A 15,820-nucleotide genomic window follows, 5' to 3' on the forward strand; every position below is an offset into this window, starting at 1 on the left:
GCAGGCGATGACACCGATGGCGGCGCGCCGTGGAGGTGGCATGCTCGGGGGTCGCCCGAACGGTTCAGGCGGCGGGTACGGGAGGTGGCACGTGGCGGTCGATCCCAGGGGCGCGGACCTCAAGCGGCTGGTGCGGGAGGACCCCGGTGGGCCGGTCGTGATGCTGAACCTGCTCAGGTTCGCCGAGGGCGGCCGGGAGGCCTACGACGAGTACGCGCGCCACCTCCGCGAGACGTTCCTGCCGCGGTACGGCGCGGAGGTCCTCTACGCCGGAACCGGCTCGACGGCCCTGGTGGCCGAGGACGGCCAGAGCTGGGACGCGGTCCTGCTGGTCCGCTACCCCGACCGGGCGGCGTTCAGCCGGATGGTCGCGGACCCGGAGTACCAGGAGGTCACCCGGTTGCGCACGGAAGCGCTGACCGAGGCCGTCCTGCAGGCCACCACGCCGCTGTCCGGGTCGTTCGCCCAGCGGTGACCGGGGCGGGGCCGGTGGGGGCTCGGCGGGTGGTCAGCCGCGAGCAGGTGGTGCGCGGCGCGTGCCGGTTCTTCGTGCGGCACGGGTCGGTGGACATGGCTGCGCTCGCGGCGGGCCTCGCGGTCAGTCGGGCCACGCTCTACCGGGTCGCGCACAGCCGCGACGGGCTGTTGGCGGACGCGCTGTGGACGCTCGGCGGCCGGGTCCTGGAACGGGCGCGGCGGCGGTGCGCGGACGGCGGGGCGGCCGGCGGGGTGGACGGCGTTCTCCGGGTCACCCGCGAGTTCGTGGCGCAGGTGAACTCCGCCGCGCCCTTCCGCCGGTTCCTGTGCCGCGAACCGGGCACCGCCGCCCGCGTCCTGCTGCACGACGTCCACCGCAGGGCCGTGGCGGCGCAGCGCGACATCCTCAGGAGCGTCAAGCCGTGGCCGCCGGGCGAACTCGACCAGGCGGCCTACCTCTACGTCAGGCTGGTGGAGTCGGTGCTGTACGCCGAACTGCTCGGCGGCGCGCCCGTGGACCTCCACCTGGCCGAGCGCGCCGCCCGGTCGCTGCTGGCGTGAAGAACGTGCGACGGCCGTCTCACGATCGCCGCGCGTCCTGGTGTGCGGCGATGGCTCCTCGCTAGCTTCGGCGATCGCCCCCCGTCGCCGGAAAGCCGTGGGAGTCGAGAATGCCGCTCCGCCACGCCGGCCCGCTCGCGCTGGCCCTGGCCCTGCTCTTCCCCGCACCCACCCCGGCCGCCGCCACGCCCGCGCCCGCCGCGACCGCGCCGGCCACCGCCGCTGCACCCGCCACCGCCGCCGCACTCGCCGCCAGAGCCGCCACCGACGTCACCGGACCGCTGCCCGGCACCCTGCCCGGCGACCCGCGCGCCGACCGCATCGAGGACACCTACCCGTTCTTCGCCGCCCCGACCGCGCTCCCCGGGTACGTCGAGCAGGAGTTCCACCTGTCCGGCCACGCCGACGGCTTCGCCCCGGACGGGACCAAGGTCGCCGCCGACGTCCCCTTCACCACCCGGGTCATCGTCCGCAGGCCCGTCCACGCCGGGGACTTCAACGGCACCGCCCTGGTCGAGTGGCAGAACGTCACCGCCGGGTACGACCTCGACGCCCTGTGGAACGCCGAGCAGGTCACCCGCGCCGGGTACGCCTGGGTCGGCGTCTCCGCCCAACGGGTCGGCGTCGAGCAGCTGCGCACGTGGAGCCCGGCCCGCTACGGCCGGCTCGACGTCACCGGCGGCGGCCGGTTCACCGCCGACGAGTTGTCCTACGACGTGTTCACCCGGGCCGGCCGGGCGGTCGCGGACGGGCGGCTGGTCAAGGGCGTCAAGACGCTGCTCGCCATCGGCGCCTCCCAGTCCGCCGCGCGCATGACCGTCCTGTACGACCGGGTCCTGCCGCAACAAGAGCCGGTGTTCGACGGGTACGCGTTCGTCGTCGGCCCCGCGCCGACCCGCGCCGGCGCGGAACCGGTGTTCCAGCTGATGTCCGAGACCGACGTGCGTTCGCCGCGACGCCCGGCCGACACGGACCGGTTCCGCCGCTGGGAGGTGGCGGGCGCGGCGCACTCCGGCCACCACGGGCAGGTCTACCGGGCGCCGATCTCCGAGCGCGACCTGGGCGCGGCCCCGACCTACCGGTGCGACCGGCCGCCGTTCAGCCGCGTCCCGATGCACCACGTCACCGCCGCCGCCTACGACCACCTGCGCCGCTGGGTCGAACGGGGCACCCCGCCGCCCACCGCGCCGCCGCTGGAGTTCGAGGCCGACGGCGTCACCAAGAAGCGTGACGCGCTGGGCCTGGCGCTGGGCGGCATCCGGCTGTCCCAGGTCGCCGCGCCCCGCGCGCTGAACACCGGGGACAACAGCGGTGAGACGTTCTGCCGCCTGTTCGGCACCCACGTCCCGTTCGACGCCGACACCCTCAAGCGCCTCTACCCGACCCACGGCCACCACGTCCACCGGGTCGTCACGACCGACGCGGCGAACGTCCGCGCCGGCTACCTGCTGCCCGCCGACGCACGGGCCAACCTGCGAGAGGTGACCCGATGAAGCTCGCACTAGCCGTCGGCCTGCTGCTGACCCTGCTCACGGTCCCCGCGCGGGCCGACGCGCTCACGCCGGTGGTGTTCGTGCACGGCCACCAGGGTTCCGCGCAACAATGGCAGTCCAACGCGAAGCGGTTCTCCGGCAACGGTTATCCGGACCACCTGCTGCACGTCTTCGAATACGACACGAGCGTGCCCACCAACGACCGGGCGATCGCCGACCTGGACGTGTTCCTGGCGGGTGTCCGCGCCCGCACCCGTTCGTCCACAGTGGACGTCGTCGCGCACTCCCGCGGCACGACCGTCATGCACGCCTACCTGGCGACCCCCGAGCGCGCGGCCGGCGTGCGGCGGTACGTGAACGTGGACGGCCGGTCCAGCGCCGCCCTGCCGGGCGGGGTGCCGACGCTGGCGCTGTGGGGGAGCGCGCAGCCCAACGGCTCGATCGGCGGCGCGACCAACGTCCACCTGACCTCCCTGGGGCACACCGAGACCACCACGTCCGCCGCCGGGTTCGCCCACATGCACCGGTTCCTGCGCGGCCGGGACGCCTACACCACGCTGGTGCTGCCCGAACCGGTCGTGCGGATCGCCGGCCGGGTCACGTTCTTCCCGCAGAACGAAGGCGTGCCGGGCGTCCTGAAGGTGTGGGAGGTGGTGAACGGCGTCCGCGTCGGCTCGCCCCGGACGACCACCACGGCCGCCGACGGCGCGTTCGGCCCGCTGTTGGCCGATCCGCGCAAGCACTACGAGTTCGAGTTGCTGCGCGAGGGCGAGCTGACCCACCACTTCTACTTCGAGCCGTTCGAGCGCTCGGACCGGTTCCTGCGCCTCCAGGTGTCCAAGCCGGGCGGCATCGGCGACCAGGTGGACCGCTGCCCGACGCACACGGCCGTCACGGTGGTGCGCAACCGGGAGTGGTGGTCGGGCGAGGACCGGCTGGAGTACGACGGGACCGACGTCCTCGCGCCCGCCGCCGCGCCGAAGCAGCGGCAGGTGCTGGCGGCGTTCGCGTTCGACGACGGCTGCGACGGGGTGTCGGCGCCGGGCGTGGCGCTGCCGCCGTTCGCGAGCCTGCCGTTCCTGACCGCCACCGACACCCACCTGGCCACCGCGCCGGCCGCCCCGATCCGGGTCACCCAGCACGCGCGGGGCACCGGCGGGTCCCGCACGGTGGTGGTGCGGAACTGGCCGTCGGACGCCCACGCGGTGACCGTGCAGTTCAAGGACTACCTGGACCTGCGGCACACGTAGACGCGGCCGGAACAGCTCGCCGTCGCGCCGCCACCGCCCGCCCACCGGCCGGTAACCCCGCACTTCGGGAGACCCGGCCCGGCCGCCCGGCGCGGTAGAGTCGGGCCAGGAGATCACCTAGGGGGTTTTGACGATGAAGAAGAACATCTCCTGCCCGTGCGGCGAGCGGATCGTCGGCGAGAACGAGGACGACCTGGTCGAGAAGACCCAGGAGCACCTGCGCGAGAACCACCCGGGTCACGAGTACTCGCGCGACCAGATCCTGTTCATGGCCTACTGAGCGCTCCGGGCCGACAGCGTTCACGGCCTGCTGAGGGCCGACAGGGTGAAGTCCTCCGGGTACGGGGAGCGCTCCACGGCCTGGGCCGGCGTGAGCGCCCCGCCCGCGACCTCGCGGCACAGCCGCGCCACCGCCGCCAGGTCGGCGCGTTGGGCGCGGACGAAGTCGCGGTCCACCGGTTCGCCGTGGCCGGGCAGCACGATCGGCGCGTCCAGCGCGAGGATGCCGTCCAGCGCGGCGGGCCAGCCCTGCGGGAACGCGTCGCCGAACTGGGGCGGCGCGCCCTGCTCCACCAGGTCGCCGGCGAAGACCGCGCCCGCGTCCGGCACGTGCACGACCAGGTCGTGGTCGGAGTGCGCCGGACCGAAGTGCCGCAGCTCGACGCGCCGGCCGCCCAGGTCGAGGTCCGCGCGGTCCTCGACCAGGCGGTCGGGCGGCACCAGCCGCACGGCCGCGATGCGGTCGCCCACCTCCGCCTCGCCGCGCTCGCGGTAGTGCCGGGCCCACTTGTCGCGCTGCTCGGCCCCGGTCGCCACCAGGTCGTCGTGGCACCGCCGGTGCGCCCACACCTCGCACGGGGCGAACACCTCGGTGCCGAAGCTGTGGTCGAAGTGCGAGTGGGTCAGCACCACCCGCCACGGCCGGTCGGTCACCCCCCGCACCGCGGCGGCCAGCTCCGCGCCCTGCCCGGCGTCCCCGCCGGTGTCCACGACCAGGCACGACTCGTCGCCGACCACGAGCCCGACGGACAGGTCCAGCTCCGCGTACCGGCGCACCAGCACGCCGTCGGCGACCTCGATCCACTTCCCCATGAGGCCCACCCAAGCACACGGCGAAAAGATCTTGGAAAAAGTTCCGCCGCCGTGTCGATCCCCGCCCTCGCCCGTTCGACCGGGTGGTGAGAGGGTCCCGGGCAGCGGGATCCGGAACGCGGGAGTGACGACCATGAAGTACATGCTGATCATGCGGGCGACCGACGAGGCCTTCGCGGGGATGGCCGAGCGGGACTTCGCCGAGGTGCTGGACACCGTCGGCCGGTTCAACGACGAGCTGGTCCGGGCCGGGGTGCTGGTCGCCGCCGAGGGGCTGGAGGACGCGGCCGAGGGGGTCGTGGTGGACTACTCGTCCGAGCCGCCCGTGGTCACCGACGGGCCGTACGGCGAGACGAAGGAGCTGTTCGGCGGGTTCTACATCCTCAACGTCGCGTCCAAGGAGGAGGCCGTCGAGTGGGCGAAGCGGCTGCCGATCCAGGGTCCCGGGTTCAAGACCGAGATCCGGCGGGTGCCGACGATCGACGAGTTCCCGCAGGACAACGAGTGGATCAAGAAGGAGCGGGCGTGGCGCGAGGCGACCGGGCAGCTCTGAGCGACCCGACCGGGCGGGCGGCGGTCGCCGCGGTCTGGCGGATCGAGTCGGCGCGGATCGTCGGCGCGCTGGCGCGCCACACCGGCGACTTCGCGCTGGCCGAGGACCTGGCCCAGGAGGCGTTCGCCGAGGCCCTGGTGACCTGGCCGCGCGACGGCGTGCCGACCAACCCGGCGGGCTGGCTGCTGACGGTGGGCCGGCGGCGCGCGATCGACGCGTTCCGCCGGCGGGCCACCGCCGACGACCGGTACGCCGCCCTCGCCCGCGACCTGGGCGAGGGCGTGGTGGACGCGGGCGAGTGGGACCCCGACCAGATCGACGACGACGTGCTGGCGCTGATGTTCATCTCGTGCCACCCGGTGCTGTCCCGGGAGGCGCGGGTGGCGCTGACGCTGCGCGTCGTCGGCGGTCTGACCAGCGACGAGATCGCACGGGCGTTCCTGGTCCCGACCGCGACCGTCCAGGCCCGCATCACCCGCGCGAAGAAGGCGCTGGGCGCGGCGCGGGTGCCGTTCGAGGTGCCCTCGCCGGAGGACCGGCGGGCGCGGCTGGGGTCGGTGCTCAGCGCGGTCTACGTCATCTTCACCGAGGGGTCGACGGCGACCTCGGGCGACGACCTGATCCGCTTCGACCTGGCCGGGGAGGCCCGCCGCCTGGCCCGCGTCCTGGCCCACCTGGTGCCCGACGAGCCGGAGGTCCACGGCCTGCTGGCGCTGCTGGAGCTGACGGCGGCCCGCTTCCCGGCCCGGACGGCCCCCGACGGCACGCCGGTCCTGCTCGAACACCAGGACCGGCGGCGGTGGGACCGGTCGGCGATCGTCCGCGGGCGGGCGGCGTTGGCGCGGGCGGAGCAGGTCGGGCGGGGCCTGGGCGCGTACGGGGTGCAGGCGGCGATCGCGGAGTGCCACGCCGTCGCCCCGTCGGTCGGGGAGACGGACTGGGAGCGGGTCGTCCTGCTGTACGAGGCCCTGGGCCGCCTGGCCCCGTCCCCGGTGGTGGACCTCAACCGCGCGGTGGCGGTGTCGATGGCCCAGGGGCCCGGAGCGGCGCTGCCGATCGTGGACGGGTTGGCGGCCGGTGGCGCCTTCGCCGGGTCGCACCTGCTGCCGAGCGTGCGCGGCGAACTCCTCACCCGGCTGGGCCGCAAGGGCGAGGCGCGGGAGGAACTGACCCGCGCGGTCGAGCTGTGCGGCAACGAACGCGAGCGCGGCCTGCTCACGCGCAAGCTGGCCGACCTGGTCTGACGGGGTCCCTCCTTGGAGGGTGAAGATCAGTCTTCCGGGATCTCGACCGCGGTGGTGACGGCCGGCAGGTTCGGGGTGTGCGTTACGGCCAAGCGTTCCGCGAGGTGGTGGCCGGGGACGGCGCCACACCGGTCATCGGGGTGTTCGACATGCTGTCCGCCTCCGTCGCCGCGCGGCACCACGACGCGTTGTTCGTCTCCGGGTTGGGGCTCGCCGCCTCGCACTACGGGTTGCCCGACATCGGGTTCATCGCCTGGCCCGACGTGGTGGACTTCGTGCGCCGGCTGCGCCTGGCCTTCCCGGCGCACCACCTGCTGGTCGACATCGACGACGGGTACGTCGACGTCGAGGTGGCCCGGCACGTCGTCCGGGCGCTGGAGCACGTCGGCGCGTCCGGGGTGGTGCTGGAGGACCAGAGCCGGCCCCGGCGGTGCGGGCACGTGGGCGGCAAGCGGGTGCTCCCGCTGCGCGACTACCTCGACAAGCTCGACGCCGTGCTGGACACCCGGTCCGACCTGGTCGTGGTAGCCCGCACCGACGCCACCGACGAGGACGGGATGCTGGAGCGCGCGGGCGCGTTCGCGCGGGCGGGGGCGGACGCCGTCCTGGTCGACGGTGTGCCCTCGGTGGCCGTGCTGGCCGGGGTCGTCGGTGCGGCGCGGCCGGTCCCGGTGGTGTTCAACCAGATCGCGGGCGGGAAGTCGCCGTCGTTGTCGTTGACCGAGCTGGGCGGGCTCGGCGTGCGCGTGGCGATCTACAGCACGCCCTGCCTGTTCGCCGCCCAGACCGCGATCGAGGACGCCCTCGCCCGGCTGCGCGCCGACGACGGGCGGCTGCCGGCCGACTCCATCGGGGTCGCCGACTCGCAGGCGCTCCTGGCGGACAACCTGGCGCCCCGCCACGCGGTTCCGGGGCCGCGTGGCGGGGGAGCCGGGTCAGGCGGCCAGGCGGTCCCACACCCGGTGCCGGCCGAGTAGCGCCAGGACGTCGCGGACCACGTCGGTCGGGTCGCCGGTCACCACGCCGGGCCCGCTGTCGATCACCGACGTGCCGGTGCCCCACGCGCCGATCGCCTTCGCGTGCCGGTAGGTCTCCTCCACCAGCAACGCCACCCGCGGGTCCAGCGCGGACGCCGGCGCGCCGGCCTTCGCGTCGCGCACCGGCAGCGCGTCGGGCGCGGGCGGGGGAGCGGCGGCCAGCAGGAGGGCGTCGAACTCGACCGAGCGGGCCGTGAGGAACGTGCGCTGGGCGACCAGGCCGTGGGCCAGGTCCCCGCCGCGCGCGGCGATGACCAGGGGCACGGTGCCGGCGGCCTGCAGGGCCAGGCGGGCCGTGCGGACGCCGTCCAGGCCGTCCGGGTCGTCGGCGTCCACCACGATGCCCACGATCCGGCCCTCCACCGGCCACGTGCCCGTGAGCTGCGACAACGCCGGGCTCGGCGTCACCGCGGGCAGCTCGGCGGCCACCTCGGGCACCGGCAGGCCCAGGCCGGCGGCGACCTCCGCGCACAGCCGCGCGTCCACCTGCGCCAGCACCCGCAGCTCGCGCTCCTTGATCGCCTGCTCGTAGCACTTGCCCAGCTCGAACGTGAACGCCCGGATCACGTGCTCCTGCTCCACCGGGCTCAGGCTCTGGAAGAACAGCCTGGGCTGGGTGAAGTGGTCGTCGAACGACGCCGGCGACTCGCGGACCTTCACCGACTCGGCGACCCGCTGCGGCACCTCGACGAACGCCCCCTCGGCGGCCCCGGCGTGGAACGGGCAGCCACCGTCGAGCGAGTTGGGCCGGTACGGCGCGACGCCGCCGTGCACCGCGTCCTGGTGGAAGCCGTCGCGCAGCATGTCGTTGACCGGCGCGTGCGGCCGGTTGATCGGGATCTGGTGGAAGTTCGGCCCGCCCAGCCGGGTCAGCTGCGTGTCCAGGTAGGAGAACAGCCGGGCGTGCAGCAGCGGGTCGTCGGTCACGTCGATGCCCGGCACCAGGTGGCCCACGTGGAAGGCGACCTGCTCGGACTCGGCGAAGAAGTTCGTGGGGTTGCGGTTGAGGGTCAGCAGCCCGATGGGCTGCACCGGCGCGAGCTCCTCGGGCACGATCTTGGTCGAGTCGAGCAGGTCGATGCCCTCGAACGTCTGGTCCGGCGTGTCCGGGAAGACCTGGATGCCCAGCTCCCACTGCGGGAACGCGCCGGACTCGATCGCGTCGTACAGGTCGCGCCGGTGGAAGTCCGGGTCGATGCCGTTGATCAGCTGCGCCTCTTCCCACAGCAGCGAGTGCACGCCCTGCTTGGGCTTCCAGTGGAACTTCACCAGCGACGTCTCACCGGCGTCGTTGACCAGCCGGAACGTGTGGACGCCGAAGCCCTCCATGGTCCGGTAGGACCGCGGCACGGCCCGGTCGGACATGTGCCACATGACGTGGTGGGTGGCCTCGGTGTGCAGGGAGACGAAGTCCCAGAACGTGTCGTGCGCGCTCTGCGCCTGCGGGATCTCGCGGTCCGGGTGCGGCTTGGCGGCGTGGATGATGTCCGGGAACTTGATGCCGTCCTGGATGAAGAACACCGGGATGTTGTTGCCCACCAGGTCGAACGTGCCCTCGTCGGTGTAGAACTTGGTGGCGAACCCGCGGGTGTCGCGCACGGTGTCCGCCGAGCCGCGCGAGCCGACGACGGTGGAGAACCGCACGAACACCGGCGTGCTCACGCCCTCGCGCAGGAACCCCGCCTTGCACACGCTCGTGGCGGAGCCGTAGCCCACGAACACACCGTGCGCCCCGGCGCCGCGCGCGTGCACCACCCGCTCGGGGATGCGCTCGTGGTCGAAGTGCATGATCTTCTCGCGCAGGTGGTGGTCCTGCAGCAGCGTCGGGCCGCGCGGCCCGGCCTTGAGCGAGTGGTCGGTGTCGTACAGCCGCAGGCCCTGCGCGGTGGTCAGGAACGCGCCTTGCTGGCTGTTGGCCGTCTTGGGCGCGCCGGTCTCGGCCCCGGTGGGGGTGACGGTCTCGGGCGCGTCCTGGTCGGCCTTGGGCGGGAGCGGCCCCCGGGGTTCGGTGGGCTCCTCCAGGCTCGGCGGTTCGCTCCCGGGCGCGCCGGGGACGTCCGGGGTGACCAGGTCGGTCACCTTCTCCACGGCCTTCTCCACGGCGTTCTTGACGATCTCGGCGGGGTTCTTCGAGTCCACTTGCCCTCCCTCGGTACGCCCGGCGGCTACCCCGTGGCACGCGTCCTACACGGCTTGTGAGGCCGCCAACAGGGGGATACCGGGAGCACGCACCGTCACCGACGGCGCAGGGCGGACGCTCGCACCGCGGGAGGCGCGGGTCGGGTGGCCCGGCGGCCGGGTCGGGGTCTGGGCCGGGAAGTCGGAGCGGGCGCGGTCACCGCTTCTGCTCGTCGGGTTCGAGCCGCGTCCGGTGTTCGGCCAGGCGGCGTTGGAAGTCCTCGATCCGGACGGTCAGGCGGCGGAACCGCGACGGTGTGGCCGGTTCGTCCGGGTCCAGGGCACCGGCGTCCGGCAGCGCCGCCGCGGTGGTGCGGTCGGGGCCCGGCTCGTCGTGGCCTGGGGCGTCGATCATGCAGGGTCCTACGGTGGTGACGGGGACGAGGCTGTACGTGAATGCCACGGGTACCCCGGGTCGGCGAGCCGGAATCGTGACGCCGGTCACAGTATTTTCGGCACCGGTCAAGCTCGTCCGCCGGTGGATCACCCGTCGGAACGGACGCACCACCGTGGCATGATTGCGTCACTATGAGCGATCAGGTCGAGACCGCTGCCGAGGTCGGCACCACGACGGAATGGCGTCGCGGCGCACTCGTCGTCCACGTCACCGGCGAAGTCGACATGGAGACCTGCGACGACCTGCGGGCCGCGATCGTGGAGGCGCTCGCCGCCGACCCGCGGGCCCTGGTCCTCGACCTCGACGGGGTGACCGTCTTCGGGTCCATCGGCCTGTCCCTGCTGATCGAGGTCCGCCACCGCGCCGAGGCGCGCCGGATCGGCTTCGCCGTCGCGACCGAGCGGCGCGCGGTGCTGCGCCCGCTCACCGAGACCGGCGTCATCGACCTGCTCGTGCTGCGCGCGGACGTCGAGGAGGCGGCCGAGGCCGCGCTGGCCACGCCGACCACCGCCTGATCCCCGCGGCGGCATGGTGTTCGCCGCTGATCGCGAGTAGTTTGGGTGGAGCAAGTGGGACAAGCCGGCCCTGATCGTGGCCGGCCGAGGGTTGAGCAGACAGCCTGCACCAGCGCTCATCGACGCCAGGAGGCGTGTAGCGGTGCAGGACAACACAAGTTTTTTGAGAACCGAGACCTCCGAAATCGACGGTGTCGTCGTCGTGCGCCTGGCCGGCGAGTTGGACATGTGCTCCGTGCCCGAGGACGAGGTCCGGGCGTGCATCACCGCCCGACCGCGGGGCGTCGTGCTCGACTTGCGCGAGGTGACCTTCTTCGGCTCCAACGGGATCTCGTTGCTGCTCGGCGCGGTCCAGGAGGCTCGGGCGCACGGGGTGGCCTTCGCCGTGGTGGCCGACAACCGGCCCGTGCTGCGGCCGTTGGAGGTGACGGACCTGCTCGTCGTGGTGAGCGTGTTCGCCACCCCGGAGTCCGCCGTGGCGTCGATGCCGCGCGTGGAGTGCCGGACCGGTCTAGGGTAGGAACCCGGCGGGGCCGGCGCGCGTCGGTCCAGGCGTGGAGGAGTTCGGGCCTTACCGCGTCGGGGAACTGCTGGGACGCGGCGGCATGGGCGAGGTGCACCGCGCGCACGACACCGCGCACGACCGCGTGGTGGCGCTGAAGCGCCTCGCGCCCGTGCACGACGACGACGCGGACTTCCGGGCCCGGTTCCGCCGGGAGTCGCGCATCGCGGCCAGGTTGCGCGAGCCGCACGTCATCCCGATCCACGCGTTCGGCGAGATCGACGGCCGGCTGTACCTGGACATGCGCCTGGTCGAGGGTCGTGACCTGGCGGAGGTCCTGGCGGCCGAGGGGCCGCTGGACCCGGCGCGTGCGGTGCGGCTGGTGGGCCAGGTGGCCGGTGCTCTCGACGCGGCGCATGCGGACGGTCTGGTGCACCGGGACGTGAAGCCGTCCAACGTGCTCGTCACGCCCGAGGACTTCGTCTACCTGGTGGACTTCGGCATCGCGCGGAGCGTCCTGCCGTCGGGGAGCGACCTGACCGCGTCGGGCGCGGTGCTGGGGACGTTGGACTACATGGCTCCGGAGCGGTTCGGCGACGGTCCGGTGGACGGGCGGGTGGACGTCTACGCGTTGGCGTGCGTGCTGTACGCGTGTGTGACCGGGGTGCGGCCGTTCGAGGCGGACAGCGCGGCGGCGTTGATCTGGGCGCACATGCAGCAGGTGCCGGCGGGGGCGTCGGTGGTGAACCCGGCGGTGCCCCGGGCGCTGGACGAGGTGATCCGGCGCGGCATGGCCAAGGACCCGGCCGACCGCCACCCTTCGGCCGGTGCCCTCGCCACCGCGGCAGCCGCCGCCCTGACGGCCGCGCTTGGTCCGGCCACGTCCGCCCGCCCTTCGACCACCCCGGCCCCTTCCACTCCCAGCCGGCCCGAGCCGGCTCCGAGCCGGCCCGCGCAGGGCGGGCTCGGGGCCGGCCGGCCCGCTGCCCTCGGCCGATCCGCGCCGCCCGGCCGGTCTTCGCCGCCCAGCCGGCCTTCGCCGTTCTCGCCGTCGCCGACTTCGGCGCGGCCTCCGGCCCCCGCTTCCATCGTCCCACCGGGGACCGACAATTCCGGGGCGCGGTCGGGGCTCGTCGGGCCCGTTGTCGCGGGTGTCGTGGCGTTGGCGTTGGTCGCGGTGGTCTTGGGCTGGGCGGTGGATTGGGGGAAGGGTGAGCGGGTGGCCGGGTCGAACACCGGCACGGCGGCCACCACCGCCGCCACCACCGCCGCCGCCGGCACTGCCGCCGCCACCACAACGGCGGCTACCAGCTCGGCGTCCGCGGCGACGACCACCGCCCCGACCATCGACGCGCAGACCTCGAAGTTGCTGGCCTCCCTGCCCGAAACGTTCCGCGGCAACCCCTCCTGCGCGCCCGCCCCGCCCACCGGCCAAGGGATCGCCGCCACCGTCACGTGCTCGGGCGCGAACTCCCGCCACTTCCGCTTCCCGCCCCCGGACTCGGCGACCTTCCACCTCTTCACCGACCGGGCCGCCCAGGACGCGCACTTCCTCGCCCTGGTCGGCGCGCACGGCATCGGGCGCGAGGACGAGTCCGGCGGGTGCCGCCCGGAGACCCGCCCGGCGCACTACGCGCTCTACTACCGCGACACCAGCGGCCCGCTGCCCGGCGAGTTCACCACCTGCTTCGTGGCCGACGGCGTCGGCCAGGTCTGGTGGGTGGACACGCGCACGACCACCACCGGCGTGCTGCGCTCCTCGACCGCCACCACCCCGGACGCGCTCGACGGCCTCGGCTACTGGTGGAACGGCATGGTCCTCACCGCGATGTCCTGATCACGTCACCGAGCCGGTAGGTCGAGACGTGCGAGCGGGAGTCGGCGGTGAACGGGGCACCGGTCCAGTCCGCGTGCCTGCTCTCCAGGGTGAACCCCGCCAGGCGGGCCATCAGGTCCAGTTCCGCCGGCCAGATGTAGCGGTGCGGGCTCCGGGCCAGGGTGGCGTTGTGGTCGTCGCCGAACCGGAAGTGGTGGGAGACCACGTGTTGGTTCAGCACGTCGTAGGTGTCCAGGCCGATGTAGCCGGGCTCGGTGCGCCACACCGTCGCCTCCCGACCCGGCGGCAGGGCCCGCAACTCCGGCACCCACAGCTCGACGACGAACCGGCCGCCCGGCACCAGGTGGCGGGCGGCGTTGCGGAAGCACTCGACCTGCTCGTCCTGGGTCTGGAGGTTGGAGATCGTGTTGTAGACCAGGTACACCAACGAGAACTCGCCCGGGACCACCGTGGTGGCCATGTCGCCGAGCACGACCGGGAGCGCCTCGGCGGAGGCCTTCTCGCGCAACCGGGCGACCATGTCCGGCGACAGTTCCAGCCCGGTCACCGGCACGCCGCGCTCGGCCAACGGGATCGCCACCCGGCCCGTCCCCACGGCGAACTCCAGCACCCGGCCACCACCGGCCAGCTCGGCCAGCCGGTCCACGGCCGGCTCCAGCACGTCGGGGGCGAACATGCCGGTGCCCGGAGTGTCGTAGCTCGCGGCGGCGTCTGCGTTCCAGATGTCCTCTTGGCGCATGGATCGATCTTGCTGCATCCGTGGCCGCAAGAGGACACCGTGTGCGGACGAAGGCGCGGTGATCACTAACCTTCCGGACGGGAACGGGACTGGGGGGGAACGACGATGGCCGCCGGATTCGCGCCGCTCACGGGCGACGACCCCGCCTCGGTCGGCGGGTACGAGCTGCGCGCCCGCATCGGGGTGGGCGGCATGGGGCGCGTGTACCTGGCGTTCACGCCCGGCGGACGGGCGCTGGCGATCAAGGTCGTCCGGGCCGAGCACGCCGAGGACGAGGAGTTCCGCCGCCGGTTCCGGCAGGAGGTGGACATCGCGCGCCGCGTCCAGGGGCTCTACACCGCGACCGTCGTGGACGCCGACACCGAGGCCCCGGTGCCGTGGCTGGCCACCTCCTACGTGTCGGGCCCCTCGGTGCGCCAGGCCGTCGCCGAGCACGGACCCCTGCCGCTGCCCACCGTGTTCCGACTGCTCGCGGGGGTCGCCGAAGGGCTGTCGGCGATCCACGCCTGCGGGCTGGTGCACCGCGACCTCACCCCGGCCAACGTGCTGCTCGCCGACGACGGCCCCCGGGTGATCGACTTCGGCATCGCCCACGCCGCCGCCGCGACCTCGCTGACCCGCACCGGCGTCCAGGTCGGCACCCCGGCGCTGATGGCCCCGGAGCAGGTGCGGGGCAAGCCCGCGACCCGCGCCACGGACGTGTTCGCGCTCGGCCAGCTCGCCGTCTTCGCCGCCACCGGGCACACGGCGTTCGGCGAGGGCAACTCGGACGCGTTGTTCTACCGCATCCTCAACGAGCCGCCGGACCTCGCCGACTGCCCGCCCGACCTGCGGCCCGTCGTCGAGCGCTGCCTGGCCAAGGACCCCGCCGACCGGCCGGAACCGGCCGAGGTCGTCGAGTTCGCGCGCGCCCGGACGCACGGGCGGACCGTCCAGCTCACGACGGACTCGTGGCTGCCGCCCGACCTGGTCACCGCCCTCGTCGCGTTCGACCCGTCCGCCTACCAGGCCACGGCGGTCCAGCCGCGCCTGCCGCCCCCGGCGCGGGGCGGCGACAAGGGGTCGATCATCGCCGCCGTGGTCGGGTCGGCGCTGGCCCTCGCCACCGTGGCCACGGTCGTCGTGATCGGCCCGAGCGAGATCCTCGGCTCCCTCACCGGCGGCCCGGCACCCGCGGTCCGCGCGCTCCCCACCACCGGCACGACGACCACCGACGACCGGCCGACCACGACCTACGACCCGCCGACGACCACCACGACCCAGGGCTTCGACCCGCGCAGCCTGGACGAGCAGGACACCGACACCACCCCGCAGACCACGAACGCCCTGCTGGCCGCCGGCTTCACCGCCGGCGGCCGCACGTTCACCTTCGAGGCGGGCTCGGACAACGTCACCTGCTACGCCCCGGCGCAGACCGACCAGGCCCGCCGCGTCCTGGACGAGCACGACTGCCTGGGCGCGACGACCGGCGCGTACGTCAGCGACGACGGCCTGCTGCTGGTCAGCATCAAGGTGTTCGCGTTCAAGGACAAGGCGACCGCGGACGACGTCTACGCGGCGATGGACGACTTCCAGGCGGGCGACCTCGGCTACATCTGCCCGCAGGACGGCCGCGGGTCCGAGCCGTGCGACACCTCCGAGGAGGGCCGGCTGTACGGGTGGACCGGGCCGCGCCACCGGTACGTCGTCAACACGGTCGCCACCTACGTGGACATCCACGACAACCCCGACGACGTCGAGGTGCTGAAGGCGGCCTCCGAAGCCGGCCTGGACAGCGCCGGCCCGCAGAACCACCGCTGATCCGGACCACCGCCGAGCCGGATCGCCGCCGAGCCGGGCCGCCACTGGGTCGGGCCGCCACTGGGTCGGGCCGCCACTGGGTCGGGCCGCCACTGGGTCGGGCCGCCACTGGGTCGGGCCGCCACTGGGTCGGGCCGCCACTGGG

Annotated in this window: 16 protein-coding genes; 12 read left to right on the forward strand and 4 right to left on the reverse strand. The window is 73.9% G+C overall.

The annotated features are described in order from the left end of the window. Positions 1-91: 91 nt before the first annotated feature. The 5 genes from AB0A74_RS21010 to AB0A74_RS21030 all read left to right on the forward strand — a co-directional run bounded on the left by AB0A74_RS21010 (position 92) and on the right by AB0A74_RS21030 (position 4,061). Positions 92-475, forward strand: coding sequence for a DUF1330 domain-containing protein (locus AB0A74_RS21010; RefSeq protein WP_358251694.1), 384 nt, complete (start codon positions 92-94; stop codon positions 473-475). 14 nt (positions 476-489) lie between these two features. Beyond that, the gene (locus tag AB0A74_RS21015; RefSeq protein WP_358251696.1) at positions 490-1,038 is read left to right on the forward strand and encodes a QsdR family transcriptional regulator; all 549 of its coding nucleotides are present in this window, start codon (positions 490-492) and stop codon (positions 1,036-1,038) included. Positions 1,039-1,148: 110 nt separating this feature from the next. Continuing rightward, positions 1,149-2,531 (forward strand): alpha/beta hydrolase domain-containing protein, encoded by a 1,383-nt coding sequence (locus tag AB0A74_RS21020; RefSeq protein ID WP_358251698.1) that lies wholly within the window; start codon positions 1,149-1,151, stop codon positions 2,529-2,531. Then, complete coding sequence (locus AB0A74_RS21025) at positions 2,528-3,781, forward strand: hypothetical protein (protein ID WP_358251700.1); 1,254 nt, start codon at positions 2,528-2,530, stop codon at positions 3,779-3,781. The genes AB0A74_RS21020 and AB0A74_RS21025 overlap by 4 nt, the downstream gene beginning before the upstream one ends. Positions 3,782-3,914: 133 nt before the next feature. After that, positions 3,915-4,061 (forward strand): DUF1059 domain-containing protein, encoded by a 147-nt coding sequence (locus AB0A74_RS21030; RefSeq protein ID WP_343933318.1) that lies wholly within the window; start codon positions 3,915-3,917, stop codon positions 4,059-4,061. 20 nt (positions 4,062-4,081) lie between these two features. Here the strand turns inward: AB0A74_RS21030 and AB0A74_RS21035 are convergent, their stop codons facing one another. Further along, entirely contained in the window at positions 4,082-4,873 is a 792-nt protein-coding gene (locus AB0A74_RS21035; RefSeq protein ID WP_358251702.1) for an MBL fold metallo-hydrolase, read from the reverse strand. 133 nt (positions 4,874-5,006) lie between these two features. Between AB0A74_RS21035 and AB0A74_RS21040 the strand changes: the two genes are divergently transcribed. The 3 genes from AB0A74_RS21040 (at position 5,007) to AB0A74_RS21050 (ending at position 7,647) form a co-directional block, all read left to right on the forward strand. Further along, entirely contained in the window at positions 5,007-5,426 is a 420-nt protein-coding gene (locus tag AB0A74_RS21040) for a YciI family protein (RefSeq protein WP_358251703.1), read from the forward strand. Further along, entirely contained in the window at positions 5,423-6,670 is a 1,248-nt protein-coding gene (locus tag AB0A74_RS21045; protein WP_358251726.1) for a DUF6596 domain-containing protein, read from the forward strand. Before AB0A74_RS21040 ends, AB0A74_RS21045 begins: the two co-directional genes overlap by 4 nt. 77 nt (positions 6,671-6,747) lie before the next feature. Beyond that, positions 6,748-7,647 carry an isocitrate lyase/PEP mutase family protein gene (locus tag AB0A74_RS21050; RefSeq protein ID WP_358251705.1) on the forward strand — a complete coding sequence of 300 codons (900 nt, stop codon included), beginning with the start codon at positions 6,748-6,750 and terminating at the stop codon, positions 7,645-7,647. Here the strand turns inward: AB0A74_RS21050 and AB0A74_RS21055 are convergent. Further along, positions 7,606-9,846, reverse strand: coding sequence for a catalase (locus tag AB0A74_RS21055; protein WP_358251706.1), 2,241 nt, complete (start codon positions 9,844-9,846; stop codon positions 7,606-7,608). The two genes, AB0A74_RS21050 and AB0A74_RS21055, sit on opposite strands and share 42 nt — an antisense overlap. A gap of 196 nt (positions 9,847-10,042) precedes the next feature. Beyond that, a complete protein-coding gene (locus AB0A74_RS21060) occupies positions 10,043-10,240 on the reverse strand; it encodes a hypothetical protein (protein ID WP_358251708.1) in 198 nt (65 codons plus the stop codon). Positions 10,241-10,413: 173 nt separating this feature from the next. Here AB0A74_RS21060 and AB0A74_RS21065 point away from each other — a divergent pair, with 173 nt between their 5' ends. The 3 genes from AB0A74_RS21065 (at position 10,414) to AB0A74_RS21075 (ending at position 13,136) form a co-directional block, all read left to right on the forward strand. Then, on the forward strand, positions 10,414-10,797 hold the full coding sequence (locus AB0A74_RS21065) for an STAS domain-containing protein (protein ID WP_358251709.1): 384 nt from the start codon (positions 10,414-10,416) through the stop codon (positions 10,795-10,797). A 163-nt stretch (positions 10,798-10,960) separates the two neighbouring features. After that, positions 10,961-11,317, forward strand: a complete 357-nt coding sequence (locus tag AB0A74_RS21070; protein ID WP_358251710.1) for an STAS domain-containing protein — start codon at positions 10,961-10,963, stop codon at positions 11,315-11,317. Positions 11,318-11,351: 34 nt separating this feature from the next. Continuing rightward, positions 11,352-13,136, forward strand: a complete 1,785-nt coding sequence (locus AB0A74_RS21075) for a serine/threonine-protein kinase (RefSeq protein ID WP_358251711.1) — start codon at positions 11,352-11,354, stop codon at positions 13,134-13,136. Here AB0A74_RS21075 and AB0A74_RS21080 read toward each other — a convergent pair. Continuing rightward, on the reverse strand, positions 13,120-13,875 hold the full coding sequence (locus tag AB0A74_RS21080; protein WP_358251712.1) for a class I SAM-dependent methyltransferase: 756 nt from the start codon (positions 13,873-13,875) through the stop codon (positions 13,120-13,122). The genes AB0A74_RS21075 and AB0A74_RS21080 overlap by 17 nt on opposite strands. A 105-nt stretch (positions 13,876-13,980) precedes the next feature. Between AB0A74_RS21080 and AB0A74_RS21085 the strand changes: the two genes are divergently transcribed. Further along, complete coding sequence (locus AB0A74_RS21085) at positions 13,981-15,675, forward strand: serine/threonine-protein kinase (protein ID WP_358251713.1); 1,695 nt, start codon at positions 13,981-13,983, stop codon at positions 15,673-15,675. Positions 15,676-15,820 lie beyond the last annotated feature (145 nt).

Source organism: Saccharothrix sp. NPDC042600, from assembly GCF_040647305.1.
GTDB classification, from domain to species: Bacteria; Actinomycetota; Actinomycetes; order Mycobacteriales; family Pseudonocardiaceae; genus Actinosynnema; species Actinosynnema mutabilis.

Excerpts from the sequence above, each read along its gene's own strand:
- AB0A74_RS21025 (WP_358251700.1), top strand. The coding sequence starts at position 2,528 with ATGAAGCTCGCACTAGCCGTCGGCCTGCTGCTGACCCTGCTCACGGTC.
- AB0A74_RS21065 (WP_358251709.1), top strand. The coding sequence starts at position 10,414 with ATGAGCGATCAGGTCGAGACCGCTGCCGAGGTCGGCACCACGACGGAA.
- AB0A74_RS21040 (WP_358251703.1), top strand. The coding sequence starts at position 5,007 with ATGAAGTACATGCTGATCATGCGGGCGACCGACGAGGCCTTCGCGGGG.
- AB0A74_RS21085 (WP_358251713.1), top strand. The coding sequence starts at position 13,981 with ATGGCCGCCGGATTCGCGCCGCTCACGGGCGACGACCCCGCCTCGGTC.
- AB0A74_RS21060 (WP_358251708.1), bottom strand. The coding sequence starts at position 10,240 with ATGATCGACGCCCCAGGCCACGACGAGCCGGGCCCCGACCGCACCACC.
- AB0A74_RS21020 (WP_358251698.1), top strand. The coding sequence starts at position 1,149 with ATGCCGCTCCGCCACGCCGGCCCGCTCGCGCTGGCCCTGGCCCTGCTC.
- AB0A74_RS21080 (WP_358251712.1), bottom strand. The coding sequence starts at position 13,875 with ATGCGCCAAGAGGACATCTGGAACGCAGACGCCGCCGCGAGCTACGAC.
- AB0A74_RS21035 (WP_358251702.1), bottom strand. The coding sequence starts at position 4,873 with ATGGGGAAGTGGATCGAGGTCGCCGACGGCGTGCTGGTGCGCCGGTAC.
- AB0A74_RS21030 (WP_343933318.1), top strand. The coding sequence starts at position 3,915 with ATGAAGAAGAACATCTCCTGCCCGTGCGGCGAGCGGATCGTCGGCGAG.